This window comes from Cobetia crustatorum, assembly GCF_000591415.1.
Classification (GTDB): domain Bacteria; phylum Pseudomonadota; class Gammaproteobacteria; order Pseudomonadales; family Halomonadaceae; genus Cobetia; species Cobetia crustatorum.
The window spans coordinates 1-17,601 of the sequence record NZ_JEMF01000047.1; the positions used below are offsets into that span (position 1 = coordinate 1).

Consider the following 17,601-nt stretch of genomic DNA (forward strand, 5'->3'; position numbering starts at 1 on the left):
GTCAGTGACAGCAGCACAACTGCCATCACACACGAACCGATCAGCAGCATGAAGCCACCATCCCAGCCATAAGCATCGACGGTGTAGCCCACCAGTGCACTGGCCGCCACGGAGCCGCCCAGATAACCGAACAAGCCCGTGAAGCCTGCTGCTGTTCCTGCGGCTTTCTTCGGCACCAGCTCAAGTGCTTGCAGACCGATCAGCATGACAGGGCCGTAGATCAGGAAGCCGATAGCCACCAGACACAGCATGTCGATACCCGGGTTACCGGCAGGGTTGAGCCAATAGACAGTGGTGAAGACGGCAACCAGAGCCATGAAGCACACGCCGGTCGCGCCACGATTGCCGCGGAATAGCTTGTCGGACAGCCAACCACACAGCAATGTTCCGGGAATACCGGCCCACTCATAGAGGAAGTATGCCCAAGAGGACTTGTCGACGCTGAAGTCCTTGGCTTCCTGCAGGTAGGTCGGCGCCCAATCGAGTACACCGTAGCGCAGTAGATAGACGAAGACGTTAGCCAGTGCGATGTACCACAACATGCGATTCTTGAGCACATATTTGACTAGAATTTCACGCGTCGTGAGCTCGTGTTCGTGGCTTTCATCGTAGCCTGCCGGATAGTCATTACGATGATGCTCGATCGGTGGCAGGCCACAACTCTGCGGCGTATCACGCATGGTCAGCAGCGCAAAGATGGCTACGAAGACAGCCAGTGCTGCCGGGACATAGAAGGCAGAGTGCCAATCGTTGAACCAGGCCATGCCCAGGATGAACAGCGGGCCTACCAAGCCACCACCGACATTGTGTGCCACATTCCAGACCGAGACGATCTGGCCACGCTCACTCTGCGACCACCAGTGCACCATGGTACGACCACAAGGCGGCCAACCCATGCCCTGAACCCAACCATTGATGAACAGCAGCACGAACATGATACCGATGCTAGACGTGGCCCAGTCAGTGAAACCGAACAGGAACATGATACCGGCAGACATCAGCAGGCCGGCTGGAAGGAAATAGCGCGGGTTGGAGCGGTCAGAGACTGCCCCCATCACAAACTTGGAAATACCGTAAGCGATCGACACGCCGGCAAAGGCCAGACCCAGATCACCACGGGAGTAACCTTGCTCCACTAGCGAAGGCATCGCCAAGGAGAAATTCTTGCGTACCAGATAGTAGCCAGCATAGCCTATGAAGATACCGAGAAAGATCTGCCATCTCAGGCGCTTATAAGTGTCATCTACCTTGGCGCTTTCAAGCGGTGTGGCGTGCACCGCGGACTTGAATAAACCGTACATTCTGCTGCTCGCTCCTGATGTTACGACACCGGCCTCTACACGGGCATAGCGACGCCTTGACAGACGCGCCTAGTGTTCGAATTCGAAAGTACAGGCTTCGCTTCGCTGTAACAATGCGAAAAGGCCCTGAAGCCGCTAGACCTTTGTCTACTTTATAGAAAAATATCTTATATAACAGCAGGTTAAATAAATTTTAGTGCACTTTAAGAGCCGCCTTATCAATAGCCTGAGCGGTATGAAATGAACATCGCGCCGAATATGTTTCAAAAGGAACATCAAAAGAACATCTGACGTGCTAGCAGCAGTCGCCACGCGCAGATAATCCGTGGCGCGGACAGATAGATCGGCAGCCATTTTCCTTTTCGAACACCAAACAAGAGAGCCGGATGATGCAGTCCAAGCGCCATCGCGCCATTATCGAACTCATCACGCGCCAGGGTTATGCCTCTATTGAGCAACTGGCCAGTCATTTCGACGTGACGCCCCAGACCATACGTCGCGACCTCAACCAACTATCGAAAGCAGGTGCACTCAAGCGCGTGCATGGTGGTGCCGGGCTTGAATCAAGCACGGTAAATACGGCTTACAGCACCCGCAAGACGCTCAATCTCAATGCCAAGCGTCGCATTGCACGCACGTTGGCTCGCGAAATCCCCAACCACTCTTCGCTATTCATCAACATCGGCACCAGTAACGAAATGGTGGCAGAGGCGTTATGTGACCATCACGGGCTTGAAGTCATTACCAACAACTTGAACGTCGCGGCCATTCTTCAGCATAAGGAAGACTTCAATGTCATTGTGGCGGGGGGCATGGTGCGCTCCCGCGATGGCGGCATCATTGGCGAGGCCACCATCGACTTCATCAACCAGTTCAAGGTCGACGTCGGCATCATCGGTATCAGCGGTATCGACGAAGACGGCTCGCTGCTGGAATTCGACTATCAGGAAGTCCGCGTCGCCCAAGCCATCATTCATAACTCACGCCAGGTATTCCTGATCGCCGATCATTCCAAGTTCCAGCGTAATGCGGTGGTTCGTCAGGGAAACCTGAGTCAGTTGGATGCCTTGTTCACGGATATCCAGCCGCCGGAAAGCATCCTTACGCTGATGCGCCACAATGAAGTCGCGCTTCATCTGGCCAGTGACAGCACTGAAGTGACGCTCTGAACCTTCTAGCCACTGCCAAATCATGAGCTGTCCCTTGAGCACGACCCGCGCGTAGCCTTGGATGAATGGGCGTGCGGGGCTGCATTCGTTTCTCTGCCAATACTCGCACCTAGCCTCCTCTCCACCAGCTCTTCCTTGCTCCTGCAACCGCCCCTCATCTGACTTCCCCTTATCTCTTTTCGAGCACTTCTCTCTTCTTGCTACCTTCGTCATAACCTGCCCTGTCGGTGACTACCGGCTACTCTTTCAATGCAGGAGCCATTCTTCACTCCTTAGCCGAGGTTCAGGCAAGACGATTTCATGAAAATGTCATCCCGTGCCAAGAGACTCAGAGAAAGACCTGTGCAGACAACGAGTTGAACCCCAAGCAATCAACAGTTGCGGCCCCGTCACTTTAATGTGCACATGCGAAAGTGAATGGCGCCAAAAAATCGCCTTGATGTTCGACTTTTGCTACGCTATGTTCACTTTCGAAACTTTATTCTTCTTGCACCGCGGCGGTGCAAACCTTCTTAGACCTTCCCGGTAGCGCCGGGCACGAGCAGGAGCAGCCCATGTCCCGCGATAACGACGCACTTCTTGACCTCTTCATCATTGGTGGTGGTATCAATGGTGCCGGTATTGCCAACGATGCCAGCGGCCGCGGGCTAAGCGTTGCCCTGTGTGAGCAGAACGACCTTGCCAGTGCAACCTCGTCCGCCAGCAGTAAATTGATTCATGGCGGGCTGCGCTATCTGGAGCACTATGAGTTCCGTCTGGTGCGTGAAGCGCTGCAGGAACGTGAAGTACTGCTCAAGAAGGCGCCGCACATCGTGTGGCCGCTGCGTTTCATCCTGCCGCACCAGCCGCATCTACGTCCGGCATGGATGATTCGCGCCGGCCTGTTCATGTATGACCATATCGGCAAGCGCGAGACACTACCGGCCTCCAAGGGGCTAAAGTTTGGCGAACAGAGCCCGCTGGTCAGCGAGATTACCCAAGGCTTTGAATATTCCGATTGCTGGGTCGATGATGCACGCCTCGTCGTGACCAACGCACTGCAGGCCCGTGATCAGGGTGCTGAGATCATGACGCGTACGCGCTGTGTCGGTGCTCGTGATATTGAAGGCCGCTGGGAGCTGACACTGGAAGATATCGACAGCGGTGACACCTTCGTACGCCATGCGCGCACGCTGGTAAATGCTGCCGGTCCGTGGGTGGAGTCTTTCATCAAGGGTGCCACTGAGCGCACGCCACGCTATGGCATCCGCATGATCCAGGGTAGCCATCTTATCGTCCCGCGCATCAACACTGACGACCGTGCCTTCATCCTGCAGAACAAGGACAAGCGCATCGTCTTCGTGCTGCCGTATCAGGATGACTTCAGCCTGGTGGGCACCACTGATGTGCGTTACAAGGGCGATCCGTCCGAAGTCGCCTGCAGCAGTGATGAAACCGACTATATGCTTGACGTGGTCAATAACCACTTCAAGCGTAAGCTGAGCCGCGAAGATGTGATCTCGACCTTCTCCGGCGTGCGCCCGCTGTGTGATGACGAATCAGCCGATCCTTCCGCGATGACGCGTGATTACACTCTGCACCTAGACGACAGCGGTGCACCAATGCTGTCCATCTTCGGCGGCAAGATCACTACCTATCGCAAGCTGGCTGAGTCTGCACTTGAAGACCTCAAGCCGCTGCTGCCGAGCATGGGCGAACCCTGGACTCATGAGAAGCCGCTGCCGGGTGGCGATATCGAGAGCCGCAGCGCCTTTAACCGTCAGCTGATTCGCGACTTCCCCTTCCTCGGGGAAGCACGCGCCAAACGCTTGGCCTCCAGCTATGGCAGCCTGTGCCTGCACTTCCTCACCGGCAAGAAGAGCGAAGCCGAATTGGGCGAAGAACTGGGTGCCGGGCTAACCGCAGCTGAAGTGGATTATCTGGTCGAGCGCGAATGGGCACATGAGGTGCAGGACGTCGTATGGCGCCGCACCAAGCTGACTCTGCGCCTGAATGACGAGCAAAAGGCGCGTATCGGTCAGTACCTGCAGGAACGCCTACTGGCACGCGCAGCCTGAAACAGGTAGCCACTGCCAACTGATGATCTAGAAGGATCAGTGCCAACAAAACGCCCGCCACTCAATGAGTAGCGGGCGTTTTCGTGTGTGACATCATCTAGAATATGGCCCGCAAGGCCATCACTCCATTACTGAATACCGCCAGCGGTCAGGCGGGCAGGGTCCAGTAGACGTGCAAGCTCATCACGGGAAAGGTCCGTCTCCTCCTCGGCCACATCAAGGATCGGACGGCCCGCCTGATAGGCCTGCTTGGCAATCCGCGCCGCTTCGTTGTAGCCGATCACCGGATTAAGCGCCGTCACCAGTATCGGATTCTTCGCCAGCGGCACCTGCAGATTATCGTCACGCACCGTGAAAGTCGCGATGGCCTTGTCCGCCAGCAGGCGGCTGACATTGGCGCTCAGTGTGATCGATGACAACAGGTTGCTGGCGATCAGCGGCAGCATGACATTGAGCTGGAAGTTACCGCTCTGTCCGGCAATGCCGATGGTAGCGTCATTACCCATCACCTGTGCTGCCACCTGAGCAGCAGCTTCCGGAATCACCGGATTGACCTTGCCAGGCATGATGGAGCTACCCGGCTGCAGTGCTTCAAGCTCGATCTCACCCAATCCCGCCAGTGGGCCAGAGTTCATCCAACGTAGATCATTGCTGATCTTCATCATCGCCACGGCGTAGGTACGCAGATGACCGGAGAGCTCCACTGCGGTGTCCTGTGATGATAGCGCCGCAAAGAAGCTATCTGCTGGGCGGAAGGCATGGCCTGTCTGACGTGATAGCCGTGCGGCGATGCGCTCAGCAAATTCAGGGTGAGCATTGATACCACTGCCGACCGCGGTACCGCCCTGTGCGAGGCGCTCCAGACGTGGCAGAGTTTCCTCGAATCGCTCGATGGCCTGAGCAACCTGCGCCTGCCAGGCGCCCAACTCCTGGCTCATGCGGATCGGCATTGCATCCATCAAATGGGTACGACCGGTCTTGACGACGTGATCGACCTCACCGGCCTTGCTCGCAATCACTTCGTGCAGATGACGCAGTGCGGGCAGCAATGTCTCACTGACTGCCAGCACCGCTGAAAGATGAATAGCGGTCGGGATCACGTCATTGCTCGACTGCCCCATGTTGACATGGTCATTGGCACCTACGCTGACATCACTGCCAGCCTTCGCCAGATGCTCGTTGGCCAGATGTGTCAGCACTTCATTGACGTTCATGTTGGTGGAGGTGCCAGAGCCCGTCTGGAAGATATCAACCGGAAACTGATCAGCATGCTCACCATCGATGATCTGCCGTGCCGCCTGCACAATCGCCTTGGCACGCGTGTCATCCAGCAGTGTCAGGTCATTATTCACTTCTGCGGCAGCCAGCTTGATGCGCGCGACGGCGCGGATGAAAGCGGCGGGCAAAGGCTGACCGCTGATCGGGAAATTATCGACCGCTCGCTGGGTCTGGGCGCCGTAAAGCGCACTCACCGGGACATCAAGCTCACCCATGCTGTCACGTTCACGACGGGTCTGGCTGCTCATTCGGTCACTCCCTGTACTGATGCAGGCACCACCTTCGCGTGAAGGTACTGCCGGTAGACGTGGCTATGCGCTGCGCTAGCGTTTCGCTACGCCAACGCTTCTATACCTTCATGATCAAGTGGGGTCGGAAAGGATACCAATCAAGCCATTTAATGGGAGTGATTATCAATAATAATTATCATTCCACCTCCTGGGCCCGACACAGCTGCTCATGCAACTGCGTTTGCACGTTCTCGCTCTCCCCTCAAACAGCGTCGAGTGCGATGAACGAGAACACCCACCCTTCTCTCTCGCACGCTGGCTTCTCGTCAATCCTCTGTTACGCGAGACTGACCCTCGGTTACACTGTTATCCCGCCCAAGCGGCCGACACTGTCCCGCCCAAGCACTCCGCTACCGCCTTTACTATTTGTCGACGGAATCTCTTCGCGCCTGATGTTCATCTCATTACTGACCATGACTGCTGATATTGCAGCCTACCTCCTCGCCTGCTTTCTCACGCCAACTCAAGGGAGACGCGCCCCATGAAATGGCTCCAGCACGATCCCTATTTCAACTATCTGCATCGTCAACGACTGCATATTCTGCGAGTGACCGTCGCACTGACGCTGTGCTTTACGGTGATAGAGCTTTTCAGCATTCCGCATAGCTCGTGGGCGCTGGTCAGCACCGTGATGGTGATGGGCAATCTGCCTCACGTCGGCGGCGTACTCGACAAGGGCTGGCAGCGCCTCGTCGGGACGCTTCTCGGCGGACTGTGGGGGCTGATTCTGATTCTGGTCGCGGAGCCGCTACCAGGTGTCGTACCGCTGTGGAGCATGGTCGGTATCGCGCTGGCACTGAACGCCACCTTCAGTAATCGCTATGGTTATAGCTCACTGCTGTTCTGCGTCACCCTGCTGATGGTGGTCGGCGACGGTAATCATGATATCGGTATCGGCCTGTGGCGCATCTTCAATGTCGTGCTCGGTACCTTGATCAGCATTCTGGTCAGCCTGCTACTGATGCCCCAGAAGGCAACTGATGTCTTCCGCTTTCTACTGGCGGACAACCTCGACAAGCTGGCGCGCCTTTATCACGGCCACACCAAGGCATCTCACGCCAGTGCTGATGATGCCCTTGCATTGGTACGCGCGACCTCAGCACAGCTTGTCAAGCAGCGAGGTCTGGTCGACGCCGTTGCCCGGGAAGGGCGTATCGATCGTGCGGCAATAGAAGAGATTCTCTCCTTTGAACGTCGCATGATCTCGACCATCGAACTCCTGCAAGAAACACACTGGAATACGCGCGAAGGTCATGAATTCATTGAGGGGCTGGAGGGGCTACGCGATGCGCAACATCGCCTGGCACGCGCACTTGGTACATTGGCCTTTCAGATACGTACCGGTCAGCCGATTGACCTGACCGTCACGCCATTTGATCTGCAGCGCTATGCCAATGTGCGTAGCGTCGAAAGTCACAAGGGACGCGCACTGTTCAGCCCTGCCGGCTATCTATGGCTGAATCGTGAGCTGGCACGTCTGGCGGAAGCGCTGGGGGAACGCTTGGCCCTGTTGGAGCACCTGCCTAGCCAACGTTTGCAACGCCGCCTGCCGGGGCATGGTTTGATCAGTGATGCTCGTCGCCTGTTCTTGCCGGAAGACCCGACGCCGGGCGACACCGCCATGCCAGTAAACCCCGACAGCACGTCACGCGATAAAGCCAAGACGACAGCGGAGACCTCACACGCTTCCGCCGAGCCAAACGAGCCAACGCCCCCGAGCCCCTCGTCACGGAGAGACTCATGAGTCAGTCATCCTTTGATCATCAACAGGATATGCATGATGTCCTGATCGTTGGTGGTGGCGCAGCGGGGCTGACACTGGCGCTCAGCCTCGCCGATAACCTTTCCAAGGCACCGACGAGACGACGCGTGACTCTGCTTCGACCTGCCCGCGAGGCACAAGGTGCCAGCCGCTGGGCACAGGGAGGCATTGCGGCAGTGCTGGCGCCTGAAGATGATGTGGAATCACATGTTGCCGACACGCTGATTGCCGGTGATGGCCTGTGCAATGAACGTGCAGTGCGCTTCACCGTCAGCCATTCCCGCGAGGCCATCGAGTGGCTGATCGCACTTGGGGTACCGTTCACGCCCGCCGAAGGGGATGCCAGCTACCCCTATCATCTGACGCGAGAAGGTGGCCACGGCCGTCGCCGCATCATTCATGCCGCAGACGCGACCGGGCGCGCCTTGCTGGACACGCTCAGTGCACATGTTGAAGCACATCCGGCCATTCAGGTGCTTGATGACCTACTGGCTGTCGATATCGCCGTGACGAATCAGCGGGTCGATGGCTTATGGGTGATGGATGGTACGGGTGAGCGGTATCCATTGAGGGCACGAGACCTGGTATTGGCGACGGGAGGTGCTAGTGGTCTGTTCACACATGCCACCAGCCCCAGCGCCAGCGTCGGTGACGGTATGGCGATGGCCGCACGCGCCGGGGCCAGCCTGATGAACCTGGAATTCCAGCAGTTTCACCCCACCTGCCTGTATGACCCGCGGGGCACTCCCTTTCTGATCTCCGAGGCCGTCCGCGGTGAGGGGGGCCTGCTCATGCGCCCGGATGGCCATCGCTTCATGTTCGATTATGATCCGCGCCTCGAGCTGGCACCACGCGACGTGGTGGCCCGCGCAATCCTGGCCGAGATGCGCACGCACGACCTCGCACATGTGAATCTGGACATTAGTGCGCTGGGGGCCGAGGCCATTCACCATCACTTCCCCACAATTGCTGAACACTGTCTCGCTCGAGGAATCGACATTACGCGCGCCCCTATTCCGGTCGTACCTGCGGCGCACTATAGCTGTGGTGGCATCGCTACTGGACTCGATGGAGCCAGTGATCTGGAAGGACTGTGGGCGATCGGCGAGGTTGCCTGCACGGGCTTGCATGGCGCCAATCGCATGGCCAGCAACTCATTGCTGGAGTGTCTGGTGCAGGCGCGTGCCTGTGGCGAAGCACTCGGCATGCCACGCAAGACAATCGACGTAGCGCGTGCCATTACGCTAATTGCACTGCCGTCCGCACAGGTACATCTGCTACAGCAGCTGGCTGACCACCACGCAGTATGGCAACACGTCATTGGCCTGAATACTGATCAAGCACGTGAACGACTTGATGCTTTACGGCAGTTAATGAGCCTGCGGGCTGGCATTGAACGCAGCCAGCGAGGATTGGAAACAGCACTTCAGCAGATAGTGGACTGGTTGACGCAAGCCCCCCACCGCTGCGAGGAAGCCGTCAGCGAGGCAAGGGAGTCACTGCAACATGCTGCGAGTCTCAACCATCTATCGCTCTATCAGGCGTTGACGCTGGCACCGCTACTCCTCATCAGTGCTCACCAACGTCGCGAGTCTCGCGGACTGCACTTCGTGCGTGATTATCCGACGCCAGCACCACGCGCCCATGACAGCGTCATTCGTCTGCCAGTCTGACCCTGCCGCCCTGCACACCTCGCGTCATCTTCCGCGTATCGTTTCAAGCGCGGGCGGTTGACGGGGCATATCGTGAGGCTGTGGCGGCCACAGCAACCAAAGGCGTAACTGATGCAGATCCTGGGCATCACCGCTATCAGGCCACAGCCACAGCGTACGTGGCCGCTCACCAACAGGCGTCACACGTAATCCGATCAAACGTGGTGAGCACCAGACACAGTGCGCGCTGACGGCTAACCAAATTGTCGATCGTGAGTCTGCCCACCACCAACAGAGCCGCATGGCAGGGCGTCGATGGCGCATGGCCTGACCCACCTCGTCCTTCACACTGTGCTGAGTATCCTCTCGAGCACTTTCTCGAGCACTTCCTCGGATACTGTCTTGAGTATCTTCCTGCGCCTCTTCCTGACTCGTCTCAGGCATATCATCGAGCGTGCCTTCGGTGAGCGACGATGACATCGGTGGCCTATCCCCCCCTGCCATAGAGAGCAGCGGCCCTCCAGATAGCGACTCCCCTCCCAGGGCCAGCCACCAGTGTTCATTGCCACTGGCACGCTCTCTATGCGCTCGTCGCCACCACCATAACGTCTCAGCCAACTGCGTCAGTACACACAGTGTCAGCAACCCGAGGATTAACCAGGCCATCGGCGAGGCAGATGTTGTGGTTCCAAACGCACAACGCCCTGTCTCGAAAGACAAGGCGCCATATATGCAGCTCAACAGCGAGGCGATGTCAGGAGACACGCTTGATAGCCGTGCCAACCAAGCCGTCAAGACAATACTCACCATCAGCAGCCCTAACCGCAGGCTAATCTGAGCATAGAAAGCCTGCCTAGAGGCCCTTAAACTGATCACGCTCGGCATTTTCGGCATTGGCGATAACCATGTCGATCAGACGCTGATAATCAGGATTGCCCGATGGATTACGCTTCATCAGCCAAACGAAAAGGTCCTGGTCCTCTTCTGCCAGCAAGTCCACGTAAATCGCCTTGTCCTGCTCGCTCAGCGCGTCATAGCGCTGTTCCAGGAAAGGCAGCAGCAACAGATCAAGCTCCCACATACCGCGACGCGAATGCCAGTGAAGCCGCTTACGAATCACATCTTCCATTGCCTGAACCTCAGTCGTCACATCAATGCACGCAGTATACCCGAGGGGATTGACGGCAGCATCCGTTGACCCGTTACCTCATGATGAATTGGCAATCCGAGCCTGATCAGCAATGATGTCCGTAGTGCGTTGTTTTCTCAGGATTTGCCCATTATGCTGAGGTGATAACAATCACAAGGATGCGTGCGCCTGTCCGGCGACAAGACGTTGCCCGACTGCCGCATCACGAACGCCTTTCTTTTCAGAAGGCGCAGGCATGGAGAGATCCGATGACCAAGTCCGAGCTAATCGAACAGATAGCCATGCGACAGCCTGAATTGTCGCTCAAGGATGTAGAGGCCGCTGTACGCATCATTCTCGATGATGTGACCGACTCTCTGGCCCATGGTGGCCGAGTCGAGATTCGTGGCTTTGGCAGTTTTTCGTTGCACTACCGTGAACCGCGTCTGGGCCGCAACCCCAAGACAGGTGAACCGGTGCAGCTGGACGGCAAGTTCGTCCCGCACTTCAAGCCGGGCAAGGAGCTCCGCGAGCAGGTCGACGCAAGTCGCGCGTTAGGCTACTAAACGACTCATCATTTGAGCCGCCATCCCTTCGGCGGCGTCAAGACTCGGGCGCTGGCCAGTGATACACTCGCCCTGCGATGATTCACGACTGCATTTCATGACAAGGAAACCGTTATGCGTTGGCTAAAAGGTCTCGTTCTGGCCGTGATCCTGTTGATCGTCCTGCTGGTCGGCATTCTGTTTGCCGTTCATAATCAGCAAGCCGTGCCCCTCGACCTTATCTGGGTTGAGCTTCCCGCCGCCTCTCTTTCCATGTGGCTGCTATTCTCCCTGGCCATCGGGGTTGTCCTCGGCATGGTAGCGATGACGGGTATGTATCTGCGCCTGCGCACTCTGTTGACCCGCGCGCAGCGACGCAATCAGCAGCAACGCAAGGAACTGGACCAGTTGCGCATCCAGGAGATCAAGGAAGTGGCATAAATGCCTGATCTGATGATGCTGGGAATGCTGATGGCGGCCATCGCCATTGGCTTCTGGCTGGGGCGACGTGATCGCCGCCCCGACACACAACCTCCTGCGCCTACTTCTTTATCCCGCGACTATTTCGTTGGCCTCAATCATCTGCTCAACGAGCAGCCTGATCGCGCCATTGAAACTTTCGTTCAGGCGCTGGAAGTCAACAGCGATACGGTCGATACCCACATCGCGCTGGGGAATCTTTACCGCAGCCGCGGCGAGGTCGATCGAGCCGTCAAGATTCACCAGAACCTATTGGCACGCCCGGCTCTCGACAGCGAGCAAGGTGAGCGAGTTCAGTTGGAACTTGCTCGCGACTTCATGCGCTCAGGTGTTTATGATCGCGCCGAGAAGCTGCTGGAAGCCCTCCTCAAACAGGCACAGAACGACTGTCATCGCCGTGATGGTAGACGCCTGCTGATTGATCTTCTTGAGCGTGAACGCGAGTGGGAAGCCGCACTTGAAGTCGCACACTCCATCTTGCGTCAAGAAGGCGGCATTCGCCGTGCGGCGGCACATTGGCACTGCGAGCTAGCGGCTCTGGACATCACAGAAGGTAGCCTGGCACTCGCTCGCAAACGCCTAAAGCAGGCGCTGTCTACCGACGAGAAGTGCGTACGCGCCAACTGGATGCTGGCAGAAATCGAATTCGATCATGCCAACTACAAACAAAGCATTCGCCTGCTGCAACGTATTCCACGGCAAGATACCGGCTTCACTCCCATCATTCTGGAACCGCTCGGCAATGCCTTCCGCATGCTCGATGACGAAAGCGGTCTAGTGCGCCATCTCCATCAAGAAGTTGAGCGCGCGCCTTATACCACGACCGTTATCAGCCTGGCCCAACTGATCGAGCGTCGCGATGGCGTCGAGGCAGCGGCCAGCTTCGCAAGCCAGCAGCTGCATCGTCACCCCAGCCTGCGCGGCGTTGACTACTTGCTTGATTTGTATTTATTGGATGCCGACGAGCGCGAGACAGAACGCTTCAATCTCCTTAAACGCCATACCCAGCAATTGATCGAGGCACGCCCGCGCCATCGCTGTCATCGCTGTGGCTTTGAGGCATCACTGCTGATCTGGCAATGCCCCAAGTGCCGTCATTGGGGGACCGTCAAACCCATTACCGGCCTCGAGGGCGAGTAGCACCCTCTCCCTTCCTTACTGGCCCTCTCCTCACTGGCTCTTTTCTAACGCGCTCTGTTCTGCGTTACGCAAGTCCTCCCGCCGTATCGAGCACTGCTTGTTTCTCCTCTTAGTCTACAGTGCTCGCAAAAACGCCCCTCCAGCCTTGGCTGTCGGGGCGTTTTGCATGTCACCGACGTGGTTACCTCAATTGCATTACGCTGCGGAGGTCCGTTCACGTAGACGCGGTGACAGTACCTCACCCACCAGGCAGGCGATCACGATGATTGCGAGGAAATAGGGCCAATCGCCGATCTCCAGATGCGCAAGCCCCAGCGCATCGACGAAGATTGCGACAATACACACTGGACTGACATAGCGAATCATGAACAGCCAGAGGCGATAACCACCAGCACTCAGGCCCAATTCATCACGCATCATGCTGCTCTTGAAGACAAAACCAGCCAACACCACCATGGCGATACCTCCGATGGGCATCATCCAGCGCGAGGTCAGGTAATCGAGCCAGTCGAAGAAATGCTTGCCAGCAAACTTCCATTCAGCGCCCAGATTGAACGATAGCATCGCAAACATCGCGACCAGCCAAAGTGCCACACCAGCGATCCATGAAGCCTTTACGCGGCTCATGCTGCGATTCTCAGTTAGCCAGGCAACGGTGGCCTCGATCATTGAAATCGCAGAAGTCAGCGCTGCAATCGACAACATGGCAAAGAACAACACACCAAACAGTTGACCAAAAGGCATTTGATTGAAGGCCACCGGCAGGCTCATGAAGATCAGTCCCGGGCCGGATGATGGGTCCATGCCATTGGCAAAGATGATTGGGAAAATCGCCAATCCAGCCATCAGCGCCACCAAGGTATCAGCAATCGCGACCGTGAAAGTGGTACGCGCGATCGACGTGCCCGCAGGCAGATAAGAGCCGTAAGTCAGGATGGCACCGGAGGCTAGCGATAACGTGAAGAAAGCATGCCCCAGCGCTGCCAACAGCCCTTCACTGGTGAGCTTGGTCACGTCAAAATCAAACAGGAAGTGGAAACCCGCCGAGAAGTTACCCGAGGTCAATGCATAGCCGATCATGATCAGCAACATGATCACCATACCGGGCATCATCCAGCGCACGCTCTTCTCGACGCCTTCCTGGACCCCTCTCCCGACAATCAGCATCGTCACTGCGGTCACCAAGGTAGCCCAGCCACCGAGCGCCCAGGGATTCGCATTCCCGGCTTCAAAGATGCCACCAAGCTCGGCGACACTCTGACCTGACAGCGAACCGCTGGCCATCTTCCATAAATAGCTGAATGACCACCCCGCCACCACCACGTAGAACGATAAGATCATGAAACCCGCCAGCATCGCGATCCAGCCGAAAATGCGCCATAGCGGATTAGCCCCTGACTCACGGGCCAGATTGGTGATCGCATCGATGGGGCTGCCGCGACCGCGACGCCCGAAGGCGATTTCCGCCATCATGACCGGCACACCTACCGCCAGAATGCAGGCCAGATAGACCAGCACAAAGGCTCCACCACCGTACTCGCCAGTGATATAGGGGAATTTCCAAATATTACCCAGCCCCACAGCGGAGCCGGTGGCCGCGAGGATAAAGCCCCAGCGACTGATCCAGAGGTTCTTGGGTTGCTGTCTTGCCGTCATGGAATACCTTGCGAGTTATTGTTGTGAATCAGTGATGCCTTATGCTTGGCATCCGCCGCCTCCAGCGATTCACTGGGACATTTTACTGATATAAGCAGGATTCGTCCGCGATTTTCATGCTAAAAGCATTAATGCCTGTGGGAAAAGGGGGGCTTGAGCACTACACGACAAACTCTGATGAATGCCTGTCATGCCCATAAGGTTACATATGAAACTATACGATGCGTATACTGACCTTGGAAACTCTATTTTCTCTCCTGACCTCCACCACTAGCGATCGGCGTCACACCTCATTGACACTCCTGTCACGCTAGCCTGCCACTCGACCAGACACATCAGAGGGAATAGGGTAGAAAATACAAAAAAGAAGCACTTGATAAATAAAGAGAGAACGCAAAGAAAGAACACAGGTCATCGACACACGGATCGTTCACGACAAACGACAACATCGTGGCAGGGAGCAGTTCATGCATCGTCAATTTGCGGTTATTGGGCTTGGTTACTTTGGCGCTACCGTTGCACGCGAGCTAAGACGTCACGAACATGAGGTACTGGGCGTCGATCCTGATGAGAAACGCCTCAATGCAATTGCCGACCTTCTCAACCAGGCAGTCATCGCGGATCCAACGGATGAACATGCACTCCGTGAGCTGGGACTGGATCAATTCGACGCCGTGCTGATCGACCTTTCCGATTCAATGGAGCAGAGCCTTACCTGTGCCCTGCTGGCGCGTGAATTAGGCGCAAAGGAGTTATGGGTCAAGGCCACCTCCGATGCCCATCACAAATTACTCAGCCGACTGGGCGTCGATCACATCGTACATCCTGAATATGATCTCGGCATCCGCGTTGCTGAAAGCCTTGCCTATCACGCAATGGTCGATTTCATCCATCTCGGCAATCATCAGTTTGTGGTCGAGCTGGAAGTCAGTGAGCGCCTGTGCAATGACTGCCAGCAACTCGATCATCTACCACTGGGTGATGACATCAGCGTCATTGCACTGCGCAAAGGCGAAAGGCTGGATCGTAAACCTGCCGCTGACACTCCACTCACCCATGGCGATCATCTGGTGCTGATCGGAGAACTGAGCGCATTGCGCAAGCTGGGGGCGCATCTATGAGGTCGCTGGATGGCCTCTCCAGCAAGCGGTCAGGGCTCTCTGACAACACACTCGCTGGCCTACTACGATGAGGCATCATTATCGACGTTACCTGCGCCCACTGACACGCTCACCACGTGGCCCGATCATTCATCTGTCACCACCGGAAATACTGCTCGGTGGCTTTCTCGGGCTCAGTCTGCTCGGTGCCGGACTACTCAAGCTGCCCGGTATGCACCATGAAAGCCTGAGCTGGCTGTCGGCACTCTTTACAGCGACATCGGCGGTCACTGTCACAGGACTATCCGTCACGCCACTCAGCGAATTCACTCTCTCGGGTCAAGCAGTAGTGATGATCTTGATCCAGCTGGGCGGCCTTGGTTTCATGACCCTCGCCGCCCTCTCACTCGTGATGCTCGGGCAGCGCCTGCCCATGCACCAGGCAAGCCTGGTACGCGAAGCCTTGAATCGCAGTAGCTCGCGCGAGATCGCCCGCCTGCTCAAGATCATCACGGCCTTTGCCCTGACACTAGAACTGACCGGCGCGTTGCTACTAGCGATTGACTGGGTGCCAATCTACGGCTGGCGTCACGGACTGTGGCTTAGCCTCTTCCATTCCATCTCGGCCTTTAACAATGCCGGTTTCACTTTGTGGCCGAATAGCCTACTGCGGGAAGCGACCAATCCGCTTGTGACAAGCGTGATCAGTGTGCTGTTCATGACCGGTGGCATTGGTTTTGCCGTCATTGGAGAACTTCGCGAGCGACGCCGTGAATATGGCTGGCGTGTACTACTGCAACCGTCTCGCTTCTCGGTGCAGACACGGCTTGTTCTCGAGGCCACTGTCATACTTAATCTGCTGAGTCTGGTGGTGATTCTGGCACTGGAATGGCGCAATCCCGGCACACTGGGTGGAATGGCCAATCAGGGTGAACGCGTACTTGCCGCCGCTTTCACCGCGGTCACGCCACGCACGGCTGGCTTCAGCGTCATCGATACTTCTGCGATGACTCACGCCAGCACACTGTGGACGATGGCACTGATGTTCATCGGTGGCGGGAGTGGCTCTACCGCAAGCGGAATAAAGCTGACCACCTTTGTAGTGCTGCTGTTGACGACTCGCTCCTTCCTACGCCGAGAAGCATCTCCTTCACTACATGGCAGACGCATCGGCGACGAGACGGTCTTCAAAGCCATTGCCGTGGCACTGACGGCAATATTGCTGATCTTCACCATGCTATTTGCGCTGACCATCACCGATCCGAATCATGACTTCCTGACGCTGGCCTTCGAGGTCGTCTCGGCCTTTGGCACCGTCGGCCTGAGTCGGGGGCTGACGCCTGAGCTGTCGACTCCCGGGCAACTGATCATCATCATCACCATGTTGCTGGGACGCACTGGGCCGCTGGCACTTGGCTACCTGTTGGCGACACGCAAACATCACGGCATCAACTATGCCCGCACGGAGCTTTCCATTGGCTAACGCAACGGTGACAACTCTGATGCTTGCCCGCTCTACAACACCAGGTACTGATCTCTAAAATGGCTTGAAATGACATTAATAACGCTCTGAAACGACAACAGCCCCGACGCAATGCGTCGGGGCTGTTGAATGATATGAGTCGACAGAATCCGTCACCCATGGAGCGGCAAGCAGATTTAGCCAACGACGCTAGTGGTCATCATCATCGTGATCATCATGGTCGTCGTGCTCATCCAGGCGCTGATGCGTATGGCCTTCGCCGTCGTACTCGTCCACGCGGGCCTTGAGTTTCTGGCCTGGGCGGAAGGTCACTACGCGACGCGCAGAGATCGGAATCTCCTCGCCGGTCTTGGGGTTTCGCCCCGGACGCTCGCGCTTGTCACGCAGGTCAAAGTTGCCAAACCCGGACAGCTTCACCTGTTCGTTCTCACGCAGGCAGCCACGAATCTCGTCGAAGAAGACTTCTACCATCGACTTGGCTTCGCGCTTGGACATGCCAAGATCTGAATGCAGATGCTCGGCGAGTTCCGCCTTGGTCAATGCTCCCATGTCCGCTCCC

Annotated in this window: 15 protein-coding genes; 9 read left to right on the plus strand and 6 right to left on the minus strand. The window is 56.8% G+C overall.

Going from position 1 to position 17,601, the window contains the following annotated elements:
• A partial coding sequence (gene glpT, locus BF12_RS0110765) for a glycerol-3-phosphate transporter (RefSeq protein WP_024952286.1) occupies nucleotides 1-1,301 on the minus strand: 1,301 nt, incomplete at its 3' end.
• A gap of 386 nt (nucleotides 1,302-1,687) precedes the next feature.
• Here glpT and BF12_RS0110770 point away from each other — a divergent pair.
• Nucleotides 1,688-2,470, plus strand: a complete 783-nt coding sequence (locus BF12_RS0110770; RefSeq protein ID WP_024952287.1) for a DeoR/GlpR family transcriptional regulator — start codon at nucleotides 1,688-1,690, stop codon at nucleotides 2,468-2,470.
• A 554-nt stretch (nucleotides 2,471-3,024) separates the two neighbouring features.
• Complete coding sequence (glpD, locus tag BF12_RS0110775; protein WP_024952288.1) at nucleotides 3,025-4,527, plus strand: glycerol-3-phosphate dehydrogenase; 1,503 nt, start codon at nucleotides 3,025-3,027, stop codon at nucleotides 4,525-4,527.
• Between the two features lie 128 nt (nucleotides 4,528-4,655).
• Here glpD and BF12_RS0110780 read toward each other — a convergent pair whose 3' ends face one another.
• Nucleotides 4,656-6,053, minus strand: coding sequence for a class II fumarate hydratase (locus BF12_RS0110780; protein ID WP_024952289.1), 1,398 nt, complete (start codon nucleotides 6,051-6,053; stop codon nucleotides 4,656-4,658).
• Nucleotides 6,054-6,576: 523 nt separating this feature from the next.
• Here BF12_RS0110780 and BF12_RS0110785 point away from each other — a divergent pair.
• Together BF12_RS0110785 and nadB are read left to right on the plus strand one after the other, a co-directional pair.
• Nucleotides 6,577-7,839 (plus strand): FUSC family protein, encoded by a 1,263-nt coding sequence (locus BF12_RS0110785; RefSeq protein ID WP_024952290.1) that lies wholly within the window; start codon nucleotides 6,577-6,579, stop codon nucleotides 7,837-7,839.
• A complete protein-coding gene (gene nadB, locus BF12_RS0110790; RefSeq protein ID WP_024952291.1) occupies nucleotides 7,836-9,530 on the plus strand; it encodes an L-aspartate oxidase in 1,695 nt (564 codons plus the stop codon). The genes BF12_RS0110785 and nadB overlap by 4 nt, the downstream gene beginning before the upstream one ends.
• A 24-nt stretch (nucleotides 9,531-9,554) precedes the next feature.
• Here the strand turns inward: nadB and BF12_RS22035 are convergent, their stop codons facing one another.
• Together BF12_RS22035 and BF12_RS0110805 are read right to left on the minus strand one after the other, a co-directional pair.
• Nucleotides 9,555-10,175 (minus strand): hypothetical protein, encoded by a 621-nt coding sequence (locus tag BF12_RS22035; RefSeq protein WP_169734524.1) that lies wholly within the window; start codon nucleotides 10,173-10,175, stop codon nucleotides 9,555-9,557.
• A gap of 187 nt (nucleotides 10,176-10,362) precedes the next feature.
• Complete coding sequence (locus BF12_RS0110805) at nucleotides 10,363-10,638, minus strand: FAD assembly factor SdhE (RefSeq protein ID WP_024952293.1); 276 nt, start codon at nucleotides 10,636-10,638, stop codon at nucleotides 10,363-10,365.
• Nucleotides 10,639-10,907: 269 nt separating this feature from the next.
• On the opposite strand from BF12_RS0110805, the gene BF12_RS0110810 reads away from it, so the two are divergent.
• The 3 genes from BF12_RS0110810 (at nucleotide 10,908) to lapB (ending at nucleotide 12,803) form a co-directional block, all read left to right on the plus strand.
• Nucleotides 10,908-11,204, plus strand: a complete 297-nt coding sequence (locus BF12_RS0110810) for an integration host factor subunit beta (protein ID WP_024952294.1) — start codon at nucleotides 10,908-10,910, stop codon at nucleotides 11,202-11,204.
• 114 nt (nucleotides 11,205-11,318) lie between these two features.
• Nucleotides 11,319-11,624, plus strand: coding sequence for a lipopolysaccharide assembly protein LapA domain-containing protein (locus BF12_RS0110815; protein WP_024952295.1), 306 nt, complete (start codon nucleotides 11,319-11,321; stop codon nucleotides 11,622-11,624).
• Nucleotides 11,625-12,803 carry a lipopolysaccharide assembly protein LapB gene (gene lapB / locus BF12_RS0110820; protein WP_024952296.1) on the plus strand — a complete coding sequence of 393 codons (1,179 nt, stop codon included), beginning with the start codon at nucleotides 11,625-11,627 and terminating at the stop codon, nucleotides 12,801-12,803. It begins immediately after the preceding gene.
• A 195-nt stretch (nucleotides 12,804-12,998) separates the two neighbouring features.
• On the opposite strand, the gene BF12_RS0110825 is transcribed toward lapB, so the two are convergent.
• Entirely contained in the window at nucleotides 12,999-14,459 is a 1,461-nt protein-coding gene (locus tag BF12_RS0110825) for a sodium-dependent transporter (RefSeq protein WP_024952297.1), read from the minus strand.
• Nucleotides 14,460-14,926: 467 nt separating this feature from the next.
• Between BF12_RS0110825 and BF12_RS0110830 the strand changes: the two genes are divergently transcribed.
• A complete protein-coding gene (locus tag BF12_RS0110830) occupies nucleotides 14,927-15,580 on the plus strand; it encodes a potassium channel family protein (protein WP_024952298.1) in 654 nt (217 codons plus the stop codon).
• A 67-nt stretch (nucleotides 15,581-15,647) separates the two neighbouring features.
• Complete coding sequence (locus BF12_RS0110835; RefSeq protein ID WP_024952299.1) at nucleotides 15,648-17,042, plus strand: TrkH family potassium uptake protein; 1,395 nt, start codon at nucleotides 15,648-15,650, stop codon at nucleotides 17,040-17,042.
• 189 nt (nucleotides 17,043-17,231) lie between these two features.
• Here BF12_RS0110835 and ihfA read toward each other — a convergent pair whose 3' ends face one another.
• Nucleotides 17,232-17,591, minus strand: coding sequence for an integration host factor subunit alpha (gene ihfA, locus BF12_RS0110840; protein WP_024952300.1), 360 nt, complete (start codon nucleotides 17,589-17,591; stop codon nucleotides 17,232-17,234).
• Nucleotides 17,592-17,601 lie beyond the last annotated feature (10 nt).